The 25,143-nt window shown below is 54.0% G+C and carries 24 protein-coding genes; 14 read left to right on the top strand and 10 right to left on the bottom strand.

What is annotated here, in order from left to right; all coding sequences use genetic code 11:
* Positions 1-2 precede the first annotated feature (2 nt).
* Together LJA86_RS21215 and rpmE are read right to left on the bottom strand one after the other, a co-directional pair.
* Complete coding sequence (locus LJA86_RS21215; RefSeq protein ID WP_028015662.1) at positions 3-683, bottom strand: oligogalacturonate-specific porin KdgM family protein; 681 nt, start codon at positions 681-683, stop codon at positions 3-5.
* A 312-nt stretch (positions 684-995) separates the two neighbouring features.
* Complete coding sequence (gene rpmE / locus LJA86_RS21220; RefSeq protein WP_003862040.1) at positions 996-1,208, bottom strand: 50S ribosomal protein L31; 213 nt, start codon at positions 1,206-1,208, stop codon at positions 996-998.
* A gap of 200 nt (positions 1,209-1,408) precedes the next feature.
* On the opposite strand from rpmE, the gene priA reads away from it, so the two are divergent.
* The 7 genes from priA to rraA all read left to right on the top strand — a co-directional run bounded on the left by priA (position 1,409) and on the right by rraA (position 9,368).
* Positions 1,409-3,604, top strand: coding sequence for a primosomal protein N' (priA, locus tag LJA86_RS21225; RefSeq protein ID WP_167215582.1), 2,196 nt, complete (start codon positions 1,409-1,411; stop codon positions 3,602-3,604).
* 119 nt (positions 3,605-3,723) lie between these two features.
* Entirely contained in the window at positions 3,724-4,749 is a 1,026-nt protein-coding gene (gene cytR, locus LJA86_RS21230) for a DNA-binding transcriptional regulator CytR (protein WP_021242811.1), read from the top strand.
* A gap of 93 nt (positions 4,750-4,842) precedes the next feature.
* On the top strand, positions 4,843-5,832 hold the full coding sequence (ftsN, locus tag LJA86_RS21235) for a cell division protein FtsN (RefSeq protein ID WP_032635441.1): 990 nt from the start codon (positions 4,843-4,845) through the stop codon (positions 5,830-5,832).
* Positions 5,833-5,926: 94 nt separating this feature from the next.
* Positions 5,927-6,457, top strand: a complete 531-nt coding sequence (gene hslV / locus LJA86_RS21240) for an ATP-dependent protease subunit HslV (RefSeq protein ID WP_008501802.1) — start codon at positions 5,927-5,929, stop codon at positions 6,455-6,457.
* A gap of 9 nt (positions 6,458-6,466) precedes the next feature.
* Positions 6,467-7,801, top strand: coding sequence for an HslU--HslV peptidase ATPase subunit (gene hslU / locus LJA86_RS21245; RefSeq protein ID WP_023309685.1), 1,335 nt, complete (start codon positions 6,467-6,469; stop codon positions 7,799-7,801).
* A gap of 68 nt (positions 7,802-7,869) precedes the next feature.
* Positions 7,870-8,790 carry a 1,4-dihydroxy-2-naphthoate polyprenyltransferase gene (gene menA / locus LJA86_RS21250; RefSeq protein ID WP_008501804.1) on the top strand — a complete coding sequence of 307 codons (921 nt, stop codon included), beginning with the start codon at positions 7,870-7,872 and terminating at the stop codon, positions 8,788-8,790.
* Between the two features lie 92 nt (positions 8,791-8,882).
* The gene (gene rraA / locus LJA86_RS21255; RefSeq protein WP_023309687.1) at positions 8,883-9,368 is read left to right on the top strand and encodes a ribonuclease E activity regulator RraA; all 486 of its coding nucleotides are present in this window, start codon (positions 8,883-8,885) and stop codon (positions 9,366-9,368) included.
* 568 nt (positions 9,369-9,936) lie between these two features.
* Here the strand turns inward: rraA and zapB are convergent.
* Positions 9,937-10,176: a septal ring assembly protein ZapB gene (gene zapB / locus LJA86_RS21260; protein ID WP_010436935.1), complete on the bottom strand. Its 240-nt coding sequence runs from the start codon at positions 10,174-10,176 to the stop codon at positions 9,937-9,939.
* 410 nt (positions 10,177-10,586) lie between these two features.
* Between zapB and LJA86_RS21265 the strand changes: the two genes are divergently transcribed.
* From LJA86_RS21265 to fpr, 4 genes are all read left to right on the top strand, one after another.
* Positions 10,587-11,432 carry an MIP/aquaporin family protein gene (locus LJA86_RS21265; protein ID WP_014885705.1) on the top strand — a complete coding sequence of 282 codons (846 nt, stop codon included), beginning with the start codon at positions 10,587-10,589 and terminating at the stop codon, positions 11,430-11,432.
* Between the two features lie 21 nt (positions 11,433-11,453).
* Complete coding sequence (gene glpK / locus LJA86_RS21270; RefSeq protein WP_014885706.1) at positions 11,454-12,962, top strand: glycerol kinase GlpK; 1,509 nt, start codon at positions 11,454-11,456, stop codon at positions 12,960-12,962.
* 102 nt (positions 12,963-13,064) lie between these two features.
* Complete coding sequence (gene glpX / locus LJA86_RS21275; protein ID WP_167215576.1) at positions 13,065-14,075, top strand: class II fructose-bisphosphatase; 1,011 nt, start codon at positions 13,065-13,067, stop codon at positions 14,073-14,075.
* 96 nt (positions 14,076-14,171) lie between these two features.
* Positions 14,172-14,918, top strand: a complete 747-nt coding sequence (gene fpr, locus LJA86_RS21280; protein WP_045909118.1) for a ferredoxin--NADP(+) reductase — start codon at positions 14,172-14,174, stop codon at positions 14,916-14,918.
* Here fpr and LJA86_RS21285 read toward each other — a convergent pair whose 3' ends face one another.
* On the bottom strand, positions 14,919-15,338 hold the full coding sequence (locus LJA86_RS21285; protein WP_229226696.1) for a DUF805 domain-containing protein: 420 nt from the start codon (positions 15,336-15,338) through the stop codon (positions 14,919-14,921).
* Positions 15,339-15,450: 112 nt separating this feature from the next.
* On the opposite strand from LJA86_RS21285, the gene LJA86_RS21290 reads away from it, so the two are divergent.
* Both LJA86_RS21290 and tpiA read left to right on the top strand, forming a co-directional pair.
* Positions 15,451-16,047: a DUF1454 family protein gene (locus LJA86_RS21290; RefSeq protein ID WP_045909117.1), complete on the top strand. Its 597-nt coding sequence runs from the start codon at positions 15,451-15,453 to the stop codon at positions 16,045-16,047.
* A 111-nt stretch (positions 16,048-16,158) separates the two neighbouring features.
* Positions 16,159-16,926 carry a triose-phosphate isomerase gene (gene tpiA / locus LJA86_RS21295; RefSeq protein WP_003862019.1) on the top strand — a complete coding sequence of 256 codons (768 nt, stop codon included), beginning with the start codon at positions 16,159-16,161 and terminating at the stop codon, positions 16,924-16,926.
* Positions 16,927-17,008: 82 nt separating this feature from the next.
* Here tpiA and LJA86_RS21300 read toward each other — a convergent pair whose 3' ends face one another.
* The 5 genes from LJA86_RS21300 to fieF all read right to left on the bottom strand — a co-directional run bounded on the left by LJA86_RS21300 (position 17,009) and on the right by fieF (position 22,466).
* Positions 17,009-18,313 carry an SLC13 family permease gene (locus LJA86_RS21300; RefSeq protein WP_126535055.1) on the bottom strand — a complete coding sequence of 435 codons (1,305 nt, stop codon included), beginning with the start codon at positions 18,311-18,313 and terminating at the stop codon, positions 17,009-17,011.
* Positions 18,314-18,386: 73 nt separating this feature from the next.
* Complete coding sequence (locus tag LJA86_RS21305) at positions 18,387-19,130, bottom strand: CDP-diacylglycerol diphosphatase (RefSeq protein WP_223539701.1); 744 nt, start codon at positions 19,128-19,130, stop codon at positions 18,387-18,389.
* Positions 19,131-19,237: 107 nt separating this feature from the next.
* Positions 19,238-20,227 carry a sulfate ABC transporter substrate-binding protein gene (locus tag LJA86_RS21310; RefSeq protein WP_024909198.1) on the bottom strand — a complete coding sequence of 330 codons (990 nt, stop codon included), beginning with the start codon at positions 20,225-20,227 and terminating at the stop codon, positions 19,238-19,240.
* 208 nt (positions 20,228-20,435) lie between these two features.
* Positions 20,436-21,398 carry a 6-phosphofructokinase gene (gene pfkA, locus LJA86_RS21315; protein WP_008501816.1) on the bottom strand — a complete coding sequence of 321 codons (963 nt, stop codon included), beginning with the start codon at positions 21,396-21,398 and terminating at the stop codon, positions 20,436-20,438.
* Between the two features lie 174 nt (positions 21,399-21,572).
* Entirely contained in the window at positions 21,573-22,466 is an 894-nt protein-coding gene (fieF, locus tag LJA86_RS21320; RefSeq protein ID WP_196365671.1) for a CDF family cation-efflux transporter FieF, read from the bottom strand.
* A gap of 480 nt (positions 22,467-22,946) precedes the next feature.
* On the opposite strand from fieF, the gene LJA86_RS21325 reads away from it, so the two are divergent.
* Positions 22,947-24,455 carry a polysaccharide pyruvyl transferase family protein gene (locus tag LJA86_RS21325; protein WP_229226697.1) on the top strand — a complete coding sequence of 503 codons (1,509 nt, stop codon included), beginning with the start codon at positions 22,947-22,949 and terminating at the stop codon, positions 24,453-24,455.
* A 145-nt stretch (positions 24,456-24,600) separates the two neighbouring features.
* Here the strand turns inward: LJA86_RS21325 and cpxP are convergent, their stop codons facing one another.
* Positions 24,601-25,107 (bottom strand): cell-envelope stress modulator CpxP, encoded by a 507-nt coding sequence (gene cpxP / locus LJA86_RS21330; protein ID WP_045909112.1) that lies wholly within the window; start codon positions 25,105-25,107, stop codon positions 24,601-24,603.
* Positions 25,108-25,143 lie beyond the last annotated feature (36 nt).

The raw sequence follows: 25,143 nt of genomic DNA on the forward strand, positions 1-25,143 counted from the left end.
TTTTAGAAGTTGTAGCCTAAACCCACGCGCAGACGCGTCTGGCGATCGTCGCTGGTGGCGGTGTTATAGCCGGAAGAGACATTGCCCACTTCGATAAACGGGATCCACGAGTCGATGTTATACGCCACGCGGAAGTTATATTCGTAATCTTCTTTTTTATTGTTATACAGGTCTTCGTTATCAGCGAATTTATAAATGCCGTTTAACTCGAACATCCAGCTATCAATATTATAACCCAGCCACACTTCCGGACGATAAACCATACGGTCATCTTTACCGTCAGCATTACGGCGAGTGTACTCCGTACGATAACGAAACGCCGTCCACCAGCTGTCATTAATATTATACTGTACGCGCAGATAAGGCTTATAGATGGCCATGTCATCACCCATTTCAACGGCGACGCCCGGCTGCCATATAAAACCTTGCCAGGTAAATTGATAGCTTGCGGTATATTCGTTGCTGTTACTTTCCATATTATTAAGCGCGTCGTTAGACTGCTTGTTATCGGAGCGCGATACCGCCTCAACCGCTACGCCAAAGCCGGTGCCAAAGCGGTGTGACATGTATACACGGTCATAGTTACGCCCATCGTCGTAATACTCGTGTCGGTAATCCACATATCCCGCCTGCGCCGCGCACGATATTAACGGAAGCACAAATAAGACTTGCTTCAATTTCATAACAGTTCCCTCGAAGTAAATGCGCCCTGAAAGCCACCTTGTCGTAATGGCGAATAAGAATGTATGACGGGCGAAGTGTAATTTTACGAAACGAGAGAAACCTTTTAATTTTTGACACACTCATTAAAAGGTGGCAAAGAATTAAAGAAATGAGAGATGCAGTTCACTATCCGTTAAAGAATACATCAGACAAATATTTTAATACAATGATGCGTAATTAATTATTTTAGATAGAAATATCCAGGTGTGATTTATTCAGAAGGGATATAACAGGCACAAAAAAACCGCCCGTAGGCGGTTTTTTCTGGATGCTTATTTAGCGCCCGGGATGCTGAAACGCTTGTTGAAGCGGTCAACACGGCCACCGGTTGCAACATCACGCTGCTTACCAGTGTAGAACGGGTGGCATTTGCCGCACACGTCCAGGTTCAGATCGTGACCCACGGTAGAGCGGATCTGGATAGAGTTACCGCAAGAACAGTTTGCAGTAATCATTTCGTATTTCGGGTGAATATCTTTTTTCATGGGAGAACCTCAGTTAAGGCCGCGTCGCTCTTCCAGCCCTAACGCCAGACACCACGCGATGTTGATTGTAAGTTCTTTGGCGTAAAGTACACCAAAGGCGGCGAATCATACAGAATTTGACCAACGTATGCAAACTGATCCGCACGCCGCTTTTACTAATGTGTATACTAACGCGCCACTTTTCAAGTCAGGAAGATTCGATGCCCGTCGCTCACGTTGCCCTGCCCGTTCCGCTTCCCCGCACCTTTGACTATCTGCTGCCCGACAGCATGAACGCCAAAGCGGGCTGCCGCGTGACCGTGCCGTTTGGCAAACAGCAGCGCGTGGGGATCGTTGTCTCCGTCAGCGATAAAAGCGAACTGCCGCTTAACGAACTGAAATCGGTCGTTGAGGCGCTGGACAGCGAGCCTGTTTACTCCACCAGCACCTGGCGACTGCTGCTGTGGGCGGCAGATTATTATCATCACCCGATTGGCGACGTCCTGTTCCACGCCCTGCCAATGATGCTGCGTCAGGGCAAAAGCGCCAGCCACGCGCCGATGTGGTACTGGTTTGCCACGGAGGAAGGCCAGGCCGTCGACATCAACAGCCTGAAGCGTTCGCAGAAACAGCAGCAGGCGCTGGCGGCGCTGCGTCAGGGGAAAATCTGGCGGCATCAGGTCGACGAGCTTGAGGTCAGCGAAACGGCGCTACAGGCATTGAGAAAGAAAGGGCTGAGCGACCTGGCAAGCGAAGCGCCTGCCCTTTACGACTGGCGGGAAAATTTCTCCGTTTCAGGGGATCGCCTGCGTTTGAATACCGAGCAGGCCACCGCGGTAGGCGCGATTCATAGCGCCTCCGATCATTTCTCTGCCTGGCTGCTGGCGGGGGTCACCGGTTCCGGCAAGACCGAGGTTTACCTGAGCGTGCTGGAAAACGTGCTCGCGCAGGGCAAACAGGCGCTGGTGATGGTGCCGGAAATTGGCCTGACGCCGCAAACCATCGCCCGATTCCGCGAGCGCTTTAACGCGCCGGTTGAGGTTCTGCACTCCGGCCTGAACGACAGCGAGCGCCTCAGTGCCTGGTTGAAAGCGAAAAACGGCGAAGCGGCGATTGTGATTGGCACCCGTTCGTCACTGTTCACGCCGTTTAAAAATCTTGGCGTAATCGTGATCGACGAAGAGCACGACAGCTCCTATAAACAGCAGGAAGGCTGGCGCTATCACGCCCGCGATCTGGCCGTCTACCGCGCGCACAGCGAGCAAATTCCTATTGTTTTGGGATCCGCCACGCCTGCGCTCGAAACGCTGCACAACGTGCGCCAGCGTAAATACCACATGCTGCGCCTGACGCGCCGGGCGGGGAATGCCCGTCCGGCCATTCAGCACGTGCTGGATCTGAAAGGTCAGCAGGTTCAGGCGGGGCTAGCGCCTGCACTGATTACCCGCATGCGCCAGCATTTGCAGGCGGGGAATCAGGTCATTCTGTTCCTCAACCGTCGTGGATTTGCCCCCGCCCTGCTGTGCCACGACTGCGGCTGGATTGCCGAGTGCCCGCGCTGTGATCACTACTACACCTTCCATCAGGCCCAGCGGCATTTGCGCTGCCACCACTGCGACAGCCAGCGTCCGGTGCCGCGCCAGTGCCCGTCATGTGGTTCAACGCATATTGTGCCGGTCGGTCTGGGGACGGAACAGCTGGAACAGGCGCTTGGGCCCTTCTTCCCGGACGTGCCGATTTCGCGTATCGACCGGGACACCACCAGCCGCAAAGGCGCGCTGGAACAGCAGCTGGCGGAAGTGCATCGCGGTGGCGCGCGCATCCTGATTGGCACCCAGATGCTGGCCAAGGGCCACCACTTCCCCGACGTGACGCTGGTCGCTCTGCTGGACGTGGACGGCGCGCTGTTCTCGGCAGATTTCCGCTCCGCCGAGCGCTTCGCCCAGCTTTACACCCAGGTTGCCGGACGTGCAGGACGCGCCGGTAAACAGGGCGAAGTGGTGCTGCAAACACACCACCCGGAGCACCCGCTGCTGCAAACCCTGCTGCACAAAGGCTATGACGCCTTTGCCGAGCAGGCGCTGGCCGAACGCCAGACCATGCAACTGCCGCCGTGGACCAGCCACGTCATCATCCGCGCGGAAGATCATAACAACCAGCAGGCGCCACTTTTCCTGCAGCAGTTGAGAAACCTCCTGCAGGCCAGCCCGCTGGTGGATAACCAGCTGTGGATTTTGGGCCCGGTGCCTGCCCTCGCGCCAAAACGCGGCGGTCGTTTCCGCTGGCAGATCTTGCTCCAGCACCCCTCGCGTATTCGTCTTCAGCATATCGTCAGCGGCGCGCTGGTGCTGATTAACACCCTGCCAGAAGCGCGAAAAGTGAAGTGGGTCCTGGACGTCGACCCCATCGAAGGCTGAAGCTGGATCGAAAAATTTAACGCTCCTCACACTTTTTATGAAAATTCTGTAACCGATTCCATTAACTATCTGTAAAAATGGTGATGTCAGAAGTTCGGTGTTCAGGCGAGGAGAAGACGTTGAAGTCCAGGAAAGAGGTTGCGACTGCGACCATGAAAGACGTTGCCCAGAAAGCACAGGTCTCTACGGCAACAGTATCCCGCGCATTAATGAACCCGGATAAAGTCTCCCAGGCGACCCGTAACCGGGTGGAGCAGGCTGCGCTTGAAGTGGGCTATTTTCCGCAGGCAATGGGGCGTAACGTCAAACGCAACGAGTCGCGCACCATCCTGGTGATTGTGCCGGACATCTGTGACCCTTTCTTTAGCGAGATTATCCGCGGTATTGAAGTCACCGCGGCGGAACAGGGGTACCTGGTGCTGATTGGCGACTGCGCCCACCAGAACCAGCAGGAAAAAACCTTCATCGACCTCATTATCACCAAGCAGATCGACGGCATGCTGCTGCTTGGCTCTCGCCTGCCGTTTGATGCCAGCATCGAAGAGCAGCGTAATTTACCGCCGATGGTCATGGCCAACGAGTTTGCGCCAGAGCTGGAGCTGCCGACGGTCCATATCGATAACCTTACCGCCGCGTTCAACGCCGTAAACTATCTCCAGGAGCTGGGGCATAAGCGTATTGGCTGCATCGCCGGGCCGGAAGAGATGCCGCTGTGTCACTACCGTTTGCAGGGCTACGTTCAGGCGCTGCGCCGGACCGGCGTCACCGTCGATCCGCACTACATTGCACGAGGTGATTTTACCTTCGCTGCGGGTGGACAGGCGCTGGAGAAACTTCTGGACCTGCCTGAGCCGCCAACCGCCGTATTTTGTCACAGCGACGTGATGGCGCTGGGCGCATTATCGTATGCCAAACGCCGCGGTCTGCGCATACCGAAAGATTTATCCATCATCGGATTCGATAATATTTCGCTTTCGGAATTTTGCGATCCGCCGCTCTCAACGGTCGCTCAGCCGCGCTACCAAATCGGCCGCGAAGCGATGCTGCTTCTGCTGGATCAGCTTCACGGTCAAACAGTTAGCAGCGGATCACGGTTGCTGGACTGCGAACTGATCGTCCGCGGCACGACCCAGGCATTGACTTAAAGTAAACGTCTTTCGGATACCCTTATCTGGTCAAAGCCCCGCCGCTTAAGTAACATGGCGGACTGACGAACGAATAAATACAGCGAAACGATAGTGGCACAACGAGATTATGTACGTCGCGGCCAGCCGGCACCTTCGCGACGCAAAAAGAGTAGCTCAAGAAAAAAGCAACGTAACCTGCCTGCTGTCTCGCCAGCAATGGTCGCTATTGCTGCGGCTGTAGTCGTCGCCTTTATTGGTGGCCTGTACTTTATCACGCACCATAAAAAAGAAGAGTCCGAGGCGCTTCAGGCCAGTAAAGTCGCCGGAAATGGCCTCCCTCCGAAGCCTGAAGAGCGCTGGCGCTATATCAAAGAGCTGGAGAGCCGTCAGCCTGGGGTGCGTGCGCCAACCGAACCTTCTGCGGGTGGTGAAGTGCAGAATGCGAATCAGCTGACGGATGAACAGCGTCAGCTGCTGGCACAAATGCAGGCCGATATGCGCCAGCAGCCTACGCAGCTGAACGAAGTGCCGTGGAATGAGCAGACGCCGGAACAGCGTCAGCAAACGCTGCAGCGTCGCCAGGCACAACAGCAGATTCAGCAGCAACAGCAGTGGGCGCAAACTCAGCCGGTACAGCAGCCTAAGGCACAGCCGCGGGTCACGGAACAGCCGTATCAGCAGCCGACGCGTACGGTGCAGTCTCAACCTGTCCAGCAGCAGCCTAAAACGCAGCCGCAGAAGCAGGCGGCTCAGCCGTATCAGGATCTGCTCCAGACGCCAGCGCATACCACCGCCCAGCAGCCGAAAACGCAGCAGGCCGCGCCGGTAACGAAAGAGACCGAAGCGCCGAAGCAGACGGCGGAGAAAAAAGACGAACGTCGCTGGATGGTACAGTGCGGTTCGTTCAAAGGTGCGGAGCAGGCGGAAACGGTGCGCGCGCAGCTGGCCTTTGAAGGGTTTGATTCGCGTATTACCACCAATAACGGCTGGAATCGCGTGGTGATTGGTCCGGTCAAAGGCAAAGAAAATGCCGATGGCACCCTTTCTCGTTTGAAAATCGCCGGTCACACAAACTGCATTCGACTCGCCTCCGGGGGTTGAAACCCCCAAATTCCCCCCCATCTATCATTTAATTCAGCCCTGAGCACAGGCTCAGGGCTTCTGTTTCCCGATTCTGTAACCAGGGGGTCTGCTCGTGACAACAATAGTAAGTGTACGCCGTAACGGCCATGTGGTAATCGCCGGTGATGGCCAGGCCACGCTGGGTAATACCGTCATGAAAGGCAACGTGAAGAAAGTGCGTCGTCTCTACAACGACAAAGTGATCGCCGGCTTTGCAGGCGGCACGGCGGATGCCTTCACGCTGTTTGAACTGTTTGAACGTAAACTGGAAATGCACCAGGGTCATCTGGTGAAAGCCGCCGTTGAGCTGGCGAAAGACTGGCGTACCGACCGCATGCTGCGCAAGCTCGAAGCGCTGCTGGCGGTCGCCGATGAGACCGCATCGCTTATCATCACCGGTAACGGTGACGTGATTCAGCCGGAAAATGACCTGATTGCTATCGGCTCTGGCGGCCCTTATGCCCAGGCTGCTGCCCGCGCGCTGTTGGAAAATACCGACATGAACGCGCGTGATATCGCGGTGAAGGCGTTGGATATTGCAGGTGATATCTGCATCTATACCAACCACAACCACACCATCGAAGAATTGACCTCCAAAGCGTAAGGATCTCCCATGTCTGAAATGACCCCACGCGAAATTGTCAGCGAACTGAACAAACACATTATCGGCCAGGATAACGCCAAGCGCTCCGTGGCTATCGCCCTGCGTAACCGCTGGCGTCGTATGCAGCTTGACGAAGAGCTGCGCCACGAAGTTACGCCGAAAAACATTCTGATGATCGGCCCGACCGGCGTCGGTAAAACCGAAATCGCCCGTCGTCTGGCGAAGCTGGCTAACGCGCCGTTCATCAAAGTTGAAGCCACCAAGTTCACCGAAGTGGGCTATGTGGGTAAAGAAGTGGACTCCATCATCCGCGATCTGACCGACTCGGCGATCAAAATGGTGCGCGTCCAGGCGATTGAGAAAAACCGCTATCGCGCGGAAGAGATGGCCGAAGAGCGCATTCTCGACGTGCTGATCCCGCCAGCAAAAAACAACTGGGGTCAGGCTGAACAGCAGGCGGAACCGTCTGCTGCACGTCAGGCGTTCCGCAAAAAACTGCGTGAAGGCCAGCTGGATGACAAAGAGATTGAGATCGATCTCGCTGCCGCGCCAATGGGTGTGGAAATCATGGCGCCTCCGGGCATGGAAGAGATGACCAGCCAGCTGCAGTCCATGTTCCAGAACCTGGGCGGTCAGAAGCAAAAAGCGCGTAAGCTGAAAATCAAAGACGCGATGAAGCTGCTGATTGAAGAAGAAGCGGCGAAGCTGGTGAACCCGGAAGAGCTGAAGCAGGACGCTATCGACGCGGTTGAGCAGCACGGTATCGTGTTTATCGACGAAATCGACAAAATTTGTAAGCGCGGCGGCAACAGCTCCGGCCCGGACGTGTCCCGCGAAGGCGTTCAGCGCGACCTGCTGCCGCTGGTTGAAGGCTGCACCGTCTCCACCAAGCACGGCATGGTGAAAACGGACCACATCCTGTTTATCGCATCAGGTGCCTTCCAGGTTGCCAGCCCGTCGGATCTGATCCCGGAACTGCAGGGCCGTCTGCCTATCCGCGTTGAGCTGCAGGCGCTGACCACCGAAGATTTCGAACGTATCCTGACCGAGCCAAACGCCTCTGCCACCGTACAGTACAAAGCGCTGATGGCGACCGAAGGCGTGAACCTCGAGTTCACCGAAGACGGTATCAAACGTATTGCCCAGGCTGCATGGCAGGTGAACGAAACCACCGAAAACATCGGTGCGCGTCGTCTGCATACCGTACTGGAACGCCTGGTGGAAGATATCTCTTACGACGCGAGCGACCTGAACGGTCAAACCGTTACCATTGACGCAGAATATGTGAGTAAACATCTGGATGCGTTAGTGGCAGATGAAGATCTGAGCCGTTTTATCCTATAATCGCGGTTACTGGATTCTCATCACGTTTAATGGGGGCTAATGCCCCCATTTTTATTGGCTAAATACTTATGACTGACATCAGCCGTACGCAGGCGTGGCTCGAAAGTCTGCGCCCTAAAACACTTCCTCTGGCCTTCGCCGCGATTATCGTTGGTACGGCGCTTGCCTGGTGGCAGGGTTATTTCGATCCGCTGGTCGCCGCGCTGGCATTGATTACCGCCGGCCTGCTGCAAATCCTCTCCAACCTCGCCAACGACTACGGCGACGCGGTGAAAGGCAGCGACAAACCTGACCGTATCGGGCCGCTGCGTGGAATGCAAAAAGGGGTGATTACCCAGGCGCAGATGAAGCGCGCGTTAATCATCACCGTGGTGCTGATCTGTTTATCGGGTCTGGCGCTGGTGACGGTGGCGTCTAAGACTCCCAGCGATTTCATTGGTTTTCTGGTGCTGGGCTTATTGGCCATTATCGCGGCCATCACCTACACCGTCGGCACGCGACCTTACGGTTATATTGGGCTCGGTGATATCTCCGTCCTGGTTTTCTTCGGCTGGCTGAGCGTCATGGGAAGCTGGTACTTACAGGCGCATACGGTGATCCCTGCCCTGTTCCTGCCTGCGACCGCCTGCGGCCTGCTGGCGACAGCGGTGCTCAACATCAACAACCTGCGCGACATCGACAGCGATCGCGAGAACGGTAAAAACACCCTGGCGGTCCGTCTGGGGCCAGTGAATGCGCGTCGCTACCATGCCTGCCTGCTGATGGGGGCCCTGGTCTGCCTGGCGTTGTTTAACCTGATTTCCCTGCACAGTCTGTGGGGCTGGCTGTTTGTGCTTGCCGCGCCGCTGCTGATTAAGCAGGCCCGTTTTGTGATGCGTGAACGTAGCCCGGCCGCCATGCCGCCGATGCTGGAGCGCACCGTAAAAGGCGCGCTGCTGACTAACCTGTTGTTCGTCATCGGGATTGTCTTAAGCCAGACGCTCAGTTAGCTGACAAATATCAATTAACAATTGATGATTTTGCCAACAACGCATTTCGCACGATATACTGAACACATTCGCAGCAACTGAGCGTTAAACCTATGAAATACGATACCTCCGAGCTTTGTGACATCTACCAGGAAGATGTCAACGTCGTTGAACCGCTGTTCTCCAACTTTGGTGGGCGGTCGTCGTTTGGCGGACAGATCGTCACGGTGAAATGTTTCGAGGATAACGGGTTGTTGTACGATCTGCTCGAACAGAACGGCCGCGGCCGCGTACTGGTGGTCGATGGCGGCGGTTCCGTGCGGCGCGCATTGATTGATGCTGAGCTGGCCGGTATTGCCGTGCAGAACGAGTGGGAAGGCCTTGTGGTGTACGGTTCCGTGCGTCAGGTGGACGATCTGGAAGACCTCGATATCGGGATTCAGGCCATCGCGGCCATACCGGTAGGGGCGGCGGGTGACGGTATCGGCGAAAGCGACGTGCGCGTTAACTTCGGCGGCGTGACCTTCTTCTCCGGCGACCATCTCTACGCCGATAATACCGGCATTATCCTTTCCGAAGATCCGCTGGATATCGAGTAATAAAAACCGTAAGCGTGGACCATAAAAAAAACCGCCAACAGCAATGTGGCGGTTTTTTTGTCCCTCGGGATTCGCGGTCCGTTGGGAAGGTTTGCAACCTTTAACCAGGATTTTTATCTTACCCTGGTTCAAATCTCAGGTAACCCCATCGACCCTTTATAAATTCCTAATTAACTATTAAAACCTTAACTACGCTGCTGCTGCTCATTATGATGCATCGTCCCTTTCCGCCATCTCGCACATGGGCATCGGTCCAGGGAAAGGTGTATTCACAACCGTTAAGCAACCTTTAACCGGGCTTGTGTCCACCGACTTATCACCGGTGGTGAACGGTGGAGCGGTTAGCAGCAGGGACCGCATAATGAAACGCTATTTATGTATCGCGTTCATTGTCGCCAGCGTACTCGTTGTAAAGAGTGATGAACCGAATATGTTCGTTGCTTTTGCTATGACAGCGCAGGACAAGTAGCGTTAAGGCCGCCTCTGGCGGCCTTTTTTATAACTGGCATAAAAAAAGCCGGGTAGCGGCATCGCCTTACCCGGCCTGTTCAGTTCATCCCAATGGGAATCAGACTTCTTCCATACGTCCCAGCAGCGCCTGCAGGCGATCCTGCCAGCCGTTCTGCTGTTCGCGCAGCTGGTTGTTTTCGCGCTCCAGTTCTTCGCGGCCGTGCTGCGCGTTCTGTACTTCCTGCGCCAGGCTGTTGTTCTTCTCTTTCAGCTCTTCAATTTCCATCTGCAGCAGGGTGATGGTGTCAATCGCCTGCTGTACTTTCGATTCCAGTTTCTCAAACACTTCTAAAGACATGATGCTACCTCTCCTGAATTGCAAGGCGACGCTTTAACATAAACGCGCATGACATATACCGTCGATTGTATGGAGCGCGGCGCTCTGTGTCCAGCGACACACCGCGCAGATCGCGGTTTGCAACACTTTTAGGTCTGGTCCTGGTGCGTTCGCGTCATATCCCCCTAAATTGTTAACTCATTCGTTAATGAAATGATTCAGCTCTCATTCCTGTACCGATCCTGTACTGCTGTAAAAATGTGCTTTATGGCGCGAAAACGCTCATTTTATTGACACAGACCACACATTTTGATTTCGATATTTCTCGTTTTTGCTCGTTAACGATAAATTAACACTATGTCTACAGGGCATCGTGGCTGTCACGGGCGGCCATGCTAACAATAAACATCAATTTCTTCAGGATTCCGATTATGAGTCAGACATCAACCTTAAAAGGCCAGTGCATTGCCGAGTTCCTTGGTACCGGGTTGTTGATATTCTTCGGAGTGGGCTGTGTCGCTGCACTGAAAGTGGCAGGTGCCAGTTTTGGTCAGTGGGAAATCAGTATCATCTGGGGTCTGGGCGTGGCGATGGCCATCTACCTGACTGCAGGGGTTTCTGGTGCACATCTTAACCCGGCGGTGACTATCGCACTGTGGCTGTTCGCGTGCTTCGACGGACGCAAAGTAGTTCCTTTCATTCTTTCTCAGTTTGCCGGCGCGTTTTGCGCAGCGGCGTTAGTTTACGGGCTTTATTACAATCTTTTCATCGACTTCGAACAGACGCATCATATGGTGCGCGGCAGTGTCGAAAGTCTGGATCTGGCAGGCATCTTCTCAACCTATCCAAACCCGCATATCAATTTTGTGCAGGCGTTCGCAGTTGAAATGGTGATTACCGCTATTCTGATGGGCGTTATCCTGGCGCTGACCGACGACGGAAACGGCATTCCGCGCGGCCCGCTGGCCCCTCTGCTGATTGGCCTGCTGATCGCGGTGATTGGCGCTTCCATGGGCCCGCTGACCGGCTTCGCGATGAACCCGGCACGTGATATCGGACCTAAAGCGTTCGCCTTTATCGCAGGCTGGGGCGACGTCGCCTTCACCGGCGGCAAAGACATTCCTTACTTCCTGGTACCGCTGTTTGCGCCAGTTGTCGGGGCTGCGCTGGGTGCGTTCAGCTACCGCAAATTAATTGGTCGCCATTTACCGTGCGACACCTGTGTGGAAGAGGAGAAGGAAACGACTTCTACCGCACAACAAAAAGCTTCGCTGTAATCTGACTACGGGACACATACCATGACCGAAAAAAAATATATCGTTGCGCTCGACCAGGGCACTACCAGCTCCCGCGCTGTCGTAATGGATCATGACGCGAACATCGTCAGCGTGTCACAGCGCGAATTTGAGCAAATTTACCCTCGTCCAGGCTGGGTCGAACACGACCCAATGGAGATCTGGGCGTCACAAAGCTCCACGCTGGTCGAAGTGCTGGCGAAAGCCGATATCAGTTCCGACGAGATTGCCGCGATTGGTATCACTAACCAGCGTGAAACGACGATTGTCTGGGAACGTGAAACCGGTAAGCCTATTTACAACGCCATCGTCTGGCAGTGCCGCCGTACCTCTGAGATTTGCGAACAGCTGAAGCGCGACGGCATGGAAGAGTACGTGCGCAGCGCCACCGGCCTGGTGGTTGACCCGTATTTCTCCGGCACCAAAGTGAAATGGATCCTCGACCATGTGGAAGGTTCACGTGAGCGTGCAAAGCGCGGCGAGCTGCTGTTCGGTACCGTTGACACCTGGCTTATCTGGAAGATGACCCAGGGACGCGTTCACGTCACCGACTACACCAACGCCTCGCGTACCATGCTGTTCAACATCAACACCCTGGAGTGGGATGACAAGATGCTGGACGCGCTGGATATCCCACGCGCGATGCTGCCTGAAGTGCGCAAGTCTTCTGAGGTATATGGCCAGACCAACATCGGCGGTAAAGGCGGCACCCGTATTCCTATCGCCGGTATCGCCGGTGACCAGCAGGCGGCGCTGTTCGGCCAGCTGTGCGTCAAGGAAGGGATGGCGAAGAACACCTACGGCACCGGCTGCTTTATGCTGATGAACACCGGCGAGAAAGCGGTGAAATCAGAAAACGGCCTGCTGACCACCATCGCCTGCGGCCCGCGCGGCGAAGTGAACTATGCCCTGGAAGGTGCGGTGTTCATGGCCGGCGCGTCTATCCAGTGGCTGCGTGACGAGATGAAGCTGATCAGCGATGCGTTCGACTCCGAGTACTTCGCGACCAAAGTGAAAGACACCAACGGCGTGTACGTGGTACCTGCGTTCACCGGTCTGGGCGCACCGTACTGGGACCCGTATGCACGCGGCGCGATTTTCGGTCTGACGCGTGGCGTGAATTCTAACCACATTATTCGCGCCACCCTGGAATCCATCGCCTACCAGACGCGCGACGTGCTGGAAGCGATGCAGGCGGACTCCGGTATTCGTCTGCACGCCCTGCGCGTGGACGGCGGTGCGGTCGCGAATAACTTCCTGATGCAGTTCCAGTCCGACATTCTGGGCACCCGCGTTGAGCGTCCTGAAGTGCGTGAAGTGACGGCGCTGGGCGCGGCGTACCTTGCCGGTCTGGCGGTAGGCTTCTGGCAGAACCTGGACGAGCTGCAGGAAAAAGCGGTGATCGAACGCGAATTCCGTCCGGGCATCGAAACCACCGAGCGTAACTTCCGCTACAGCGGCTGGAAGAAAGCGGTCAAACGCGCCCTTGCGTGGGAAGAGCACGACGAGTAAGACAAACGTATCCCTCTCCCCTTTGGGGAGAGGGGACTTAAAACCCCCCTCCCCACTCTGTGATAAACTTCGTGCAATTCCTTTTGATTGCACGAGTACCTCATGAAACGTGAACTTGCTATCGAGTTTTCCCGCGTCACCGAAGCGGCCGCCCTTGCAGGCTATAAATGGCTGGGTCGTGGTGACAAAAATACCGCCGACGGCGCAGCCGTCCATGCCATGCGCATTGTGCTTAACCAGGTCAACATCGACGGCACTATCGTGATCGGCGAAGGCGAGATCGACGAAGCGCCAATGCTCTATATCGGTGAAAAAGTCGGTACCGGCAAAGGTGATGCTGTGGATATCGCCGTCGACCCGATCGAAGGTACGCGCATGACGGCGATGGGTCAGGCCAACGCCCTGGCGGTGCTGGCCGTAGGCGATAAGGGCTGCTTCCTTAACGCGCCGGATATGTACATGGAAAAGCTGATTGTCGGTCCTGGCGCAAAAGGCGCAATCGACCTCAGCCTGCCGCTGGAAGAGAACCTGCGTAACGTCGCCAGCGCGCTGAACAAACCGCTGAGCGAACTCACCGTCACCATTCTGGCCAAACCGCGCCACGACGCCGCCATCGCGCAGATGCAAAAGCTCGGCGTGCGCGTGTTTGCCATTCCGGATGGTGACGTTGCCGCCTCGATCCTGACCTGCATGCCGGACAGCGAAGTGGACGTGCTGTACGGCATCGGCGGCGCACCGGAAGGCGTAGTCTCTGCGGCAGTGATCCGCGCGCTGGACGGCGATATGCAGGCTCGTCTGCTGCCCCGCCACGAGGTGAAAGGCGACAGCGAAGAGAACCGCCGTATCGGGGAAAACGAGCTGGCACGCTGCGAAGCGATGGGTATCGAGGCCAACAAAGTGCTGGCGCTACATGATATGGCCCGAAGCGATAACGTGGTCTTCTCGGCGACCGGTATCACCAAAGGCGATCTACTGGACGGCATCACCCGCAAGGGCAATATGGCGACCACCGAAACGCTGCTGATCCGCGGCAAATCGCGCACCATTCGCCGCATCCAGTCTATCCACTATCTCGACCGCAAAGACCCGGACGTACAGACGCACATTCTGTAAAACCGTTTGATCGATAGAGCTTTCCGGCCCAAATGGGCTGGAAATCTCCCCGTTAAGTACGGAAGATAGAACAGAGAAACAGCACAGGAGAAGATCATGGCGGACTGGGTAACAGGTAAAGTCACAAAGGTACAGTTCTGGACCGATGCGCTATTTAGTCTCACCGTGCATGCTCCCGTACACCCGTTTAAAGCCGGGCAATTTGCGAAGCTGGGGCTGGATGTCGACGGCGAGCGCGTGCAGCGCGCCTACTCTTACGTTAACGCGCCTGATAACCCGGATCTCGAGTTCTATCTGGTCACCGTTCCTGACGGTAAACTCAGCCCGCGCCTTGCCGCCCTTAAGCCCGGCGACGAAGTGCAGATCGTGAGTGAAGCAGCAGGCTTCTTTGTGCTCGAAGAGATCCCGGATTGTGACACGCTCTGGATGCTGGCAACCGGCACGGCCATCGGTCCTTATCTCTCTATTTTGCAGTACGGCAAAGACCTCGAGCGCTTTAAAAACATCGTGCTGGTGCACGCCGCGCGCTACGCTGCAGATCTGAGCTACCTGCCGCAGATGCAGGCGCTGGAACAACAGTACGGCGGAAAGTTAAAGATTCAGACGGTGGTCAGCCGTGAAACCGTAGCAGGAACGCTGACCGGCCGCGTGCCGGCGCTTATTGAGAGTGGTGCCCTGGAAGAGGCGGTGGGTTTGCCGCTGAACGCTGAAACCAGCCACGTCATGCTATGTGGCAACCCGCAGATGGTACGGGACACGCAGCAGCTTCTGAAGGATACCCGGCAGATGACGAAACATCTTCGCCGCCGGCCAGGCCATATGACCGCCGAACACTACTGGTGATCAGCGGTATTTCACCTCAACGGTGTCTTTACCGTATTTGTTTTCGCTCTGGGTGCCAATAAACGCGCCCAGATCGACAATCATCATCACGAAGATGACCGACGGCAGCAGCCTGCCCACAACCCACGGCAGGATGGACGGCAGCATCGCCCAGTTTCCCGCCACCAGCATCCACGCCAGAATAACCAGAAATGCCCACGCGCCGGAACGTCCGCGATCGTGCAGGCGTTTCACGACGACAGCCGCCGTTGGCCAGAGCAGGCAGACCAGCGCGAAGGCCGCCGTTTGCGTGCTTAGCCATGCGTTATAGGCAACGAAAAACAGAAGCAGCATGGCGACAACCCACGTCACCATCCAGATCCAGAAATCACGGCGTCCAATACGCCCTTTGAATGAAAACAGCCACTGCTGTATGGTCATGTAAGGTTCCTTATTATCATATCGCGCGCATTTTACCCTGGAGTTGTGACCTTTTGACAAGCCGACCAGATATCGTTTTAATCATGAGCACTTACGGCCAGGGGCAATATTGATGAAAAGTTCGACACATTCTCTTTTCCTGTGTTTAGCGCTGCTCAGCGCGGGCTTTACCCTGCACGCCGCCGAAACCACAGCCCCGACCACCGCACCGTATCTGCTGGCGGGCGCACCGTCGTTCGATCAGTCCATCAGCCAGTTTCGTGAAGCCTTCAATCAGGCCAACCCCACGCTGCCGCTGGATGAGTTTCGAGCCATTGATGGCCCCCGCGACACGCCTACCCTGACCCGTGCGGCAAGCAAGATTAACGAGAATTTGTATGCTTCCACGGCGCTGGAACGCGGGACGTTAAAAATCAAAAGCATGCAAATCACCTGGCTGCCAATACAGGGGCCAGAGCAGAAAGCCGCGAAGGCAAAAGCCCTGGAGTACATGAGCGCGGTCTTGCAGGCGTTTACCCCTGCGCTGACGAAAAAGCAAAGCCAGCAAAAGCTGCAAAAACTCCTCACCGCCGGTAAAAACAAGCGTTACTACGCCGATACCGAAGGTGCGATCCGCTATGTTGTGGCGGACAACGGCGAAAAAGGACTGACCTTCGCTGTTGAACCGATTAAGCTGGCACTATCTGACACCCTTGGCGGGGCGAATTAATGACAAAAAGCAAAGCCTTTCGAGGGAAAATCTCTATACTGATTCACAGACCATGCTGCCCGACAGGGTGGCCATATTCCTTAATTCGCTTATTGAGCGTGGAGAATTGAAATGCGACATCCTTTAGTGATGGGTAACTGGAAACTGAACGGCAGCCGCCACATGGTAAACGAACTGGTTGCGAACCTGCGTAAAGAGCTGGCTGGCGTGACCGGCTGCGCGGTTGCTATCGCTCCGCCGGATATGTACCTGGATCTGGCTAAACGTGCCGCAGACGGCAGCCACATCATTCTGGGCGCGCAGAACGTTGACGTTAACCTGTCTGGCGCGTTCACCGGTGAAACATCCGCTGAAATGCTGAAAGATATCGGCGCGAAATACATCATCATCGGCCACTCCGAGCGTCGCACCTACCACAAAGAATCCGACGAGTTCATCGCGAAGAAATTCGCCGTGCTGAAAGAGCAGGGTCTGATCCCGGTTCTGTGCATCGGTGAAACTGAAGCAGAAAACGAAGCGGGCAAAACCGAAGAAGTGTGCGCACGTCAGATCGACGCAGTGCTGAAAACCCAGGGCGCGGCAGCGTTCGAAGGCGCGGTAATCGCTTACGAGCCAGTCTGGGCGATCGGTACCGGCAAATCAGCAACCCCTGCGCAGGCTCAGGCGGTTCACAAATTCATCCGTGACCACATTGCGAAAGCTGACGCCAAAGTGGCTGAGCAAGTGATCATCCAGTACGGCGGTTCCGTTAACGCCTCCAACGCTGCTGAGCTGTTCACCCAGCCAGACATCGATGGCGCGCTGGTTGGCGGTGCATCCCTGAAAGCGGACGCTTTCGCGGTGATCGTTAAAGCGGCAGAAGCGGCTAAACAGGCGTAATTGCCTTTGTGGCGGGTGGCGCTTGCGCTAACCCGTCCTACAGTTCTGTAGGCCCGGTAAGCGTCAGCGCCACCGGGCTTTTTTACAGCCGTCCCAGCAGGCTAAACCACAGATAATCCAGCGGCAGCAGCACCAGATAGGTCGCTATCGCCAGCGCCAGACAGAGCACCATCCCCGCCCTGGCAGGCACCTTTCCTAGCCCCATCGCCACCACGATCGGCGACGCCTGATACGGCAGCAGCGGCGTGGAATAGCCGAGCACCTGAATCATGATCACCGACAGCAGCGGGAAGCCGGTCGCATCCGAGAAGCTTTGCGCCAGGGTGGTATACAGCGCAGGAACGCCGTTGGCGGTCATAATGAAGTTGAGTGCGGTGGTGATCCCGGTCAACGCCAGGAAACTGGTGAACGGTTGGTCTGCATCGAGCGGCATAATGCGGAGCAACGCCTCGCCCACCGCCGTTCCGATACCGGTTTGCGTCACGACGATCGCCAGCCCAAGAATGCCCGCGACGTAAATGCAGGTACGCATATTCACCCCCGCAGAAAACTCCTCCCCGGTGATAAAACCGATACGCGGCAGCATAACGATGACCGACGCCGCCAGCCCGGTCCAGGCGGGCCCAACACCGTGCCAGCTCTCCGTCACCCACATCCCCAGCACCACCGCCAGCAGCCAGGCAAGACGCTTTTCGTCCCGCCCCATAGGCTCAGACGGCGCCTGTTCCTTCGGCGGTTTTGGGCTGCCGGGAAAAAGCCAGCAGATCAGGCCAATCAGAATCAGGCCTTTGAGAACGCCCAGCACCGGCGTGTGCAGCAGCAGATACGGGACATAGTTCAGATGGATGCCGTACGAGCCTTCCGCCGCACCGCTCATCACCAGGTTAGGCACGTTAGCGGGCAGAATCGTTGCCGAAAGCTGGAACGTCCCAAACCCTACCGCCAGCGCCAGACCAAACCAGGCGCGGGAGCCGTCGGCGATACCGGCGCGTTTCGCCATTGCGGCGACAATCGGCATCAGCAGCGCAATACGTCCCATATTCGACGGCATCACAAACGCCAGCGCATAGCTCAGCAGCACCACGCTCGCTACCATTAATACCCAGGAGTCGGTGAGCTTTGCCGACAGCGCCCGGGCGGCCCGGTCTGCCAGACCGGTTTTACGGATCGCCACGCCGAGCACGAATCCGCTGAAGACCAGCCAGAAGGCCGAGGAAGCAAAACCGCCGAAAATCACCTCCGGCGGGGCGATCTTCGCGGTCATTGCCGCCGTAAAGAACAGCAGCGCGGTGATAAATTCCGGCAACAGCGACGTCGCCCATAGCACGATAGTGACGCCAACGATCAGTGAGGGTACCAGCAGAGGATACGTTGACCAGAGCGACATACCTGTCTCCTGTAGAATTTTTCAGCAAGTCTACGGCGACAGGCAGGGCGAGTAAACGCTATTTATGGTGGGGTCAATTTAGAATAGCGCATTGATGATCCTGCAGTTCCTCAGCTGACGCGCGGTTAAGCATCAGCAAGTTACGTTCGGTTGCCAGCAACACAAACGAACCATCGGACTGCTGCGCCATCGCCAGGGCAAAGCGCCCCATATGGTCGCGCGCTTCCGGCAGCTCTTCAGCCAGCATTATGAACGGGCTGCGCTGCACCAGTTCATTCTCCGTCACACGACGAGCAAGATACTCATGCCCTTCCAGCCCGCCGGGAAGCGGCAGCCACTGGGTGCTGATTTCTCCCTGCGCGGCGTTGAGTTTCTCGCGCACGTCCGGGCGCAGACAGGAGATATGAATATGTAAATGGTTCTGCGTGCGCCCTGTCGGCGAGTTAATCGTCAGCGAAATGGCGCTGTCGGGCACCTCGGATCCGCGCTTCAGGGTCATAAAGCTGCGCGACTGCCAGGCCAGCCAGAAAAAGTTCGGCGTGTGCGCTTCGGTCAATAGCGGGCTCTCGGTGCCGTTGATGCGATATGTCGGCATCAGCAGATATTGCAGCGGCCCGTTGCGGTCTTTAAAGACCACATAGCCTGCATCCGTTTTCACCTGCGCACACGGTGCCGGGTTACGATTCTGGATCTGATTCGGCACACACTGGTCGAGAACGATATGTCGCAACGCATTCGGATTACCCGCTTTCATCCAGTACACGCCGCCAGCGGCAAGGGCGATGACAATGAGGATCAATAAGATAATTTTTTTCACAACGCGTTCCCTGTTTTCAATAGAGGCAAAAGAGTAACGCAAAATGATGACCAAATAAAAAACCCGGCGGATTTCTCACGCCGGGTTACCGTGTCATTGGCTAATGGTTAGCGCTGGCTGATCTGGTCGAACGTGCCGCCGTTAGAGAAGTGCTCTTTCTGCGCTTTCGTCCAGCCGCCGAACTCGTCATCAATGGTGAAGAGTTTCAGTTTAGGGAAGACGCTTTCGTATTTCTTCGCCACCGCCGGATCGCGTGGGCGATAGAAGTTTTTCGCCGCAATTTCCTGGCCTTCTGGCGAGTAGAGATACTTCAGGTAGGCTTCTGCCACCGCTTTGGTATCTTTCTTCTCAACCACTTTATCGACAACAGAGACGGTCGGCTCAGCCAGAATCGATTCGCTTGGGGTCACGATTTCGAACTTGTCTTTACCCAGCTCGTTAGTGGCCAGCAGGGCTTCGTTTTCCCATGCGATCAGCACGTCGCCAATCCCGCGCTCGACGAAGGTGTTGGTGGCGCCACGCGCGCCGGAGTCCAGCACCTCAACGTTTTTATACAGCGCTTTCACGAATTCCTGGGCTTTAGCCTGGTCACCGTTGTTGTGGTGCAGCGCGTAGCCCCACGCGCCCAGGTAGTTCCAGCGAGCACCGCCAGAGCTTTTCGGGTTAGGGGTGATGACGGACACGCCTGGCTTAATCAGGTCATTCCAGTCATGGATCTGTTTCGGGTTGCCTTTACGGACCAGGAAAACGATGGTCGAGGTGTATGGCGCGGAGTTATCCGGCAGGCGTTTGATCCAGTTTTTGTCGATACGGCCACGCTCGGCGATCGCGTCAACATCGTAGGCGAGCGCCAGGGTCACCACGTCAGCTTCGATACCGTTGATGACGGAGGTCGCCTGCTTGCCAGAACCGCCGTGAGACTGGCGAACCACGACATTGTCGCCGGTTTCCTGTTTCCAGTGTGCCGCAAACGCTTTGTTGTATTGCTCGTACAGTTCACGCGTCGGGTCGTATGACACGTTCAGTAACTGGATGTCCTTAGCCAGAACGCTGGTCGATGCCAGCAATAATGTTAAACCCACGCCCCATTTATTCATCGCCCAGCTCTCTTGTGTAGTGTTTTGATGAATGCAGCGTGCCAGAAAGCGAATCGAGGATTAAAGAATAAAAAAAGATTGGCTATAACGTAGTGGAATAAAAAGCGTGCACGCATAAAAAAGCCGGGTGGCGGCTACGCCTTACCCGGCCTACGAGTCGTGCTTTTGTAGGCCCGGTAAGCGCAGCGCCACCGGGCAACAGAGCCAATCAGTACAGTTTTTTCGCGCAGTCCAGCCAGTCACCTTTGAACGGACGCTTCATGTTTTCAATCGCGTCGATGATGTCATGGTGAACCAGTTTTTCGTTCTGAATACCGACGCAGCGTCCGCCGTGGCCCTGCAGCAGCAGTTCGATTGCGTACGCGCCCATACGGGACGCCAGAATACGGTCATACGGGCCAGGGGAACCGCCACGCTGGATGTGCCCCAGTACGGTGGCACGGGTTTCACGCTTGGTTTCGGTTTCGATGTACTTGGCCAGCTCGTCAACGTCACAGATGTGCTCGGTGATAGCTACGATCGCGTGTTTCTTGCCTTTCGCGATGCCCGCTTTGATTTCAGCTACCAGATCTTCACGGCTGAATTCCACTTCCGGAACCACGACAAACTCACAGCCACCCGCAATCGCCGCAGCCAGGGTCAAGTCACCGCAGTAACGCCCCATCACTTCAACGATAGAGATACGCTGGTGAGAAGAAGAGGTGTCACGCAGGCGGTCAATCGCTTCAACAACGGTTCCCAGCGCGGTGAAGTAGCCGATGGTGTAGTCGGTGCCTTTGATATCGTTGTCGATAGTGCCTGGCAGACCGATGCACGGGAAGCCCATTTCTGTCAGACGTTTTGCACCCATGTACGAGCCGTCACCACCGATAACCACCAGGGCGTCCAGGCCACGTTTTTTCATGTTCTCGATAGCCACTTCACGAACGTGTTCATCACGGAATTCCGGGAAGCGTGCAGACCCAAGGAAGGTACCGCCACGGTTGATCATGTCAGACACGCTGTAACGGTCGAGCTGAACCATACGGTCTTCATACAGACCCAGGTAACCATCATAGATACCAAAAACTTCCAGACCTTCCGTCAGCGCCGCGCGAACAACCCCACGAATTGCCGCGTTCATGCCCGGCGCATCACCGCCGCTTGTCAACACACCGATTTTCTTAATCATGACTACCTCTGAACTTAGGAATGCAAAATTGAAATCTGTTGCCGGAAGAAACTTATCGACCAACGAATACTGCAAATAGTATATCAATCCCTTCCAGCTGAATTGATTCAGGTCAGACCAAATGGCGGTAATTTATACACAAAATGCTGGCCTGGCTCACTTTTTTACAACGAATTACGAAAGCCCAACATGTCCGGGTACAACCGAGCAGGGATCCTGGTGAATGATGACGTCTGAACCAGGAAAACGCTGCAAAATCGCCTGCTCAACCTGCTCAGCAATCACGTGAGCCTGAACCAGTGGCAGGTTGTCTTCCATTTCAATATGAATCTGAATAAAGCGGGTCGGCCCTGACTGCCGCGTTCGAAGATCGTGCGCACCGCTGACGCCGGGCCAGGCGGTCACGATAGAAAAAATTTCATTGCGTTCTGAGTCCGGGAGGGCGCGGTCAAGCAGTGATTGCACCGCTTCATACCCCATCCGCAGGGCGCTATATAAAATATAGATACCAATCCCTAACGCAAACAACGCATCGGCCCGATGCCAGCCATACCAGGCCAGACCGAGCGCAATAAGAATAGCCCCATTCATCATAACATCAGATTGATAATGAAGCATATCCGCCCGTACGGCCTGACTTTGCGTTTTGCGAACGACCCAGCGCTGGAACGTTACCAGAACAAGTGTGCATATAAGCGCGACAATCGTCACAACGACGCCAACGCCGGGATCGTTCATCGGTGTCGGCGAGACGAGATGCTGAATGCCGGTGAGAAACAGGAACAGCGCAGAACCGGATATAAACATGCTCTGCGCCAGCGCGGCCAGCGACTCCGCTTTGCCGTGCCCAAACGTGTGCTCTTCATCCGCTGGCTGCAGCGAGTAACGCACCACCAGCAGATTGGTCAGCGAGGCGGCAATATCCATCAGCGAGTCCACCAGCGCCGCCAGAATACTGACCGAGCCGGTATACCACCAAGCAAAGATTTTAATCAGTAACAGGCTGGAGGCCATGACGGTCGCCGCAATGGCGGCCCGGCTTACCAGTCTTCCATAGGATTGATTCATAAACGCTCCTGTCATGTCATGCCGCTAGTATAACGGAAGCATGTGGAGTCGAAGGATGAATAAACGGTTAACAAATCAGAATATGGTGCAGAGCCCCCCTTATGTGGGAAAAGACAGGAACAGAGAAGAAAGAAAAACAATAACCACTTGTATTAAAAGAATTTTATTTCACCAACCCGTTACATCCAGACTACACATCCGGTTTGATTGTTACGTTGATATGCATCATCGACGACACTGTCACTGCGACTTAGAAAATACTGAATGGATAAGTTGCTTCCGTATCCAATCGCTCAACAGATGCTATTGCATTGTGTCAAACAATAAAAACCTACCACTACTCTGAAAAACCACCACACCATCTAACTCATTGTTCTTTATTAGATTTATAGGATAAGTTAATATTGTTTAATTTCAGCGATATAGTACACTTGATGCTATACATGTTGTACTGGAAAAATTTATCTTAAGAGAATATATATGTCTAATGAACCACTAAAAATTGCGTTTACTGGCGTTTATGATATCGCAAATTATGGAGATCATTTATTTCCGATTATTTTCGATAAAATCATGAAAATGAAAGGTCTGAATATCAAGCTTTATCTTTTCTCACCGGTGGGGGGAACACAAAGCCTATCATTAAATGAGATTGTCTACCCATTAAATGAGATGGAATCATTGCATCTAAAACATAAATTCGATGCAATTATTGTTGGTGGTGGTGGAATATTCCACTATGCAAGCGGGCAACAAAAAATAAAAAGAGACTCGGACGAGTTCGTAGACTACCCGGTGTTTGAAACATGGGTTATTCCTTCGATAGTTGCATACAAACACAACATAAAACTAATCTGGAATCTACTTGGCGGCTACCATGATTTCTCACCATTTTATCAGAAACTTACTCAGGCCTTATGCGACCCAATTGACTATATATCAGTCCGGGACAACTATACTAAAAAAATCCTGACAGATAGTGGCATAGAGGATACATTAATTAACGTATTTCCTGATTCTGCATTTATGATGACAGAATGTATTTCTCATGAAATTATTGAAAAATCGTTAAAAAATTTAAGAAACAGCGATAAAGAATACATTGTTTATCACGCGAATAGATTCCTACCTAAAAGTGCAATCCCTGATGTTGTAAAGTCATTAGACTATTTTTACAATTTAGGTTTTGAAATCATACTGTTACCACTGGCGTATACTCATGATGATGAAAGCATTCTTAGAGAGATAAATCAAAATGCAGATTCCCGATATACTCTTTATGAAAAAGAACTCAATATGTACGAAATTATGAGCATGCTGGCAGGTTGCCACGCTTATATTGGTGTGAGTTTCCATGGCGCAATTACCGCAGCCTGTCATGGGAAAAAAGTTGTGGCCTTTGATTATATGCTGAACGGGAAAACTAAAGATCTCTTCAAGATGTTAGATCTTCAGGATTATTACGTAACTGATTCTAATTCCCTATACGAGCGTACAGTACAATGTCACAAAAACATGTCTCCAGTTATTTTAGATGATAAAATAGCATCTCTGCATCAGCACTTTGACACTATTATTGAATTACTCGTATCAACTAAAACGAGAGAAAAAGGAAGTGATAATTTCCTTATTAACTTTTCTAATACCATATCCAATATAAACAAATCTTTCAGTACATTACAATCCGAGTTCAGACAACTGGATAATCTCAGTAGAGACACCCACATAAAGTATGTAGAGCTACAGGATAAACACGCCGAATTATGTAAGTTGAATATTGAACTGAAGGATAATATCAATACCTTTAGTAGCGCCAACAATGAATTGCAGGATACATTCGACGCCCTTCAACTGCAAAACAAAGAATTATTAAAACAAAAAACCGATGCTGAAAAATGGATTGATGAAATGAAAAAATCAAGGACCTATAATTTTATTAAAACCATTAATAACATAAAATTAAAAATCAAAGATGTACTCATAAAATAATACAGGGACATGAAAACTCCCTGGTAATAGCAACGAGGAACGCTCAATACCATTTTCTCATGATGTGAAGAATCAACAGGCAAAAAAAACCCCCACATCATGTGGGGGAAGACAGGGATGGTGTCTATGGCAAGGAAAACAGGGTTTACTGGTTACTACGGGTACTGCTATTGCTACTGAAAAACGTCGTTTCTGAGCTTCGCTGCATCCGTGCAACCTCACGCAGCTGATCCATACGCTGCTGATGTCTGGTGTTCAAAACCGCTTGCTGCTCGGGCGTTAGCAGGTGGAACATCTGGTTGCGGACCTTCGCCATTTCAACCTGGCGAGCAACCTGTTCCTGTGCCATTTTTTCGGCCTGAGCGCGCACAGCGCTTTCGTCAAAATTTTCTGCGGTGACAAGGCGATGCATTGTCTCCATTTCGCTAACATTAACAGGGGGCTGGTCGTGTCTCGCCCTCTGCATCAGATCTCGCATCTGTTGACGCTGATGTTCGGTTAAACTTATGCCGTCAAACATATGGCTTTGGCTACTGTGCTGCGTTGTGTCCTCTTGTGAGGAACCGTTATCGCTGATGATAGCTACAGCAGCCTGGCTAAACGCACTGAACGCCAGCGTTGAGGCCATGACGGCAGCGGTAACTTTGCGCATCACTTGCTCCCAAAATCTTTCGTGTCGCGATTCAAC

The sequence above is a fragment of the Enterobacter sp. TCD1-1 genome (assembly GCF_020567405.1).
Classification (GTDB): Bacteria; Pseudomonadota; Gammaproteobacteria; order Enterobacterales; family Enterobacteriaceae; genus Enterobacter; species Enterobacter quasiroggenkampii.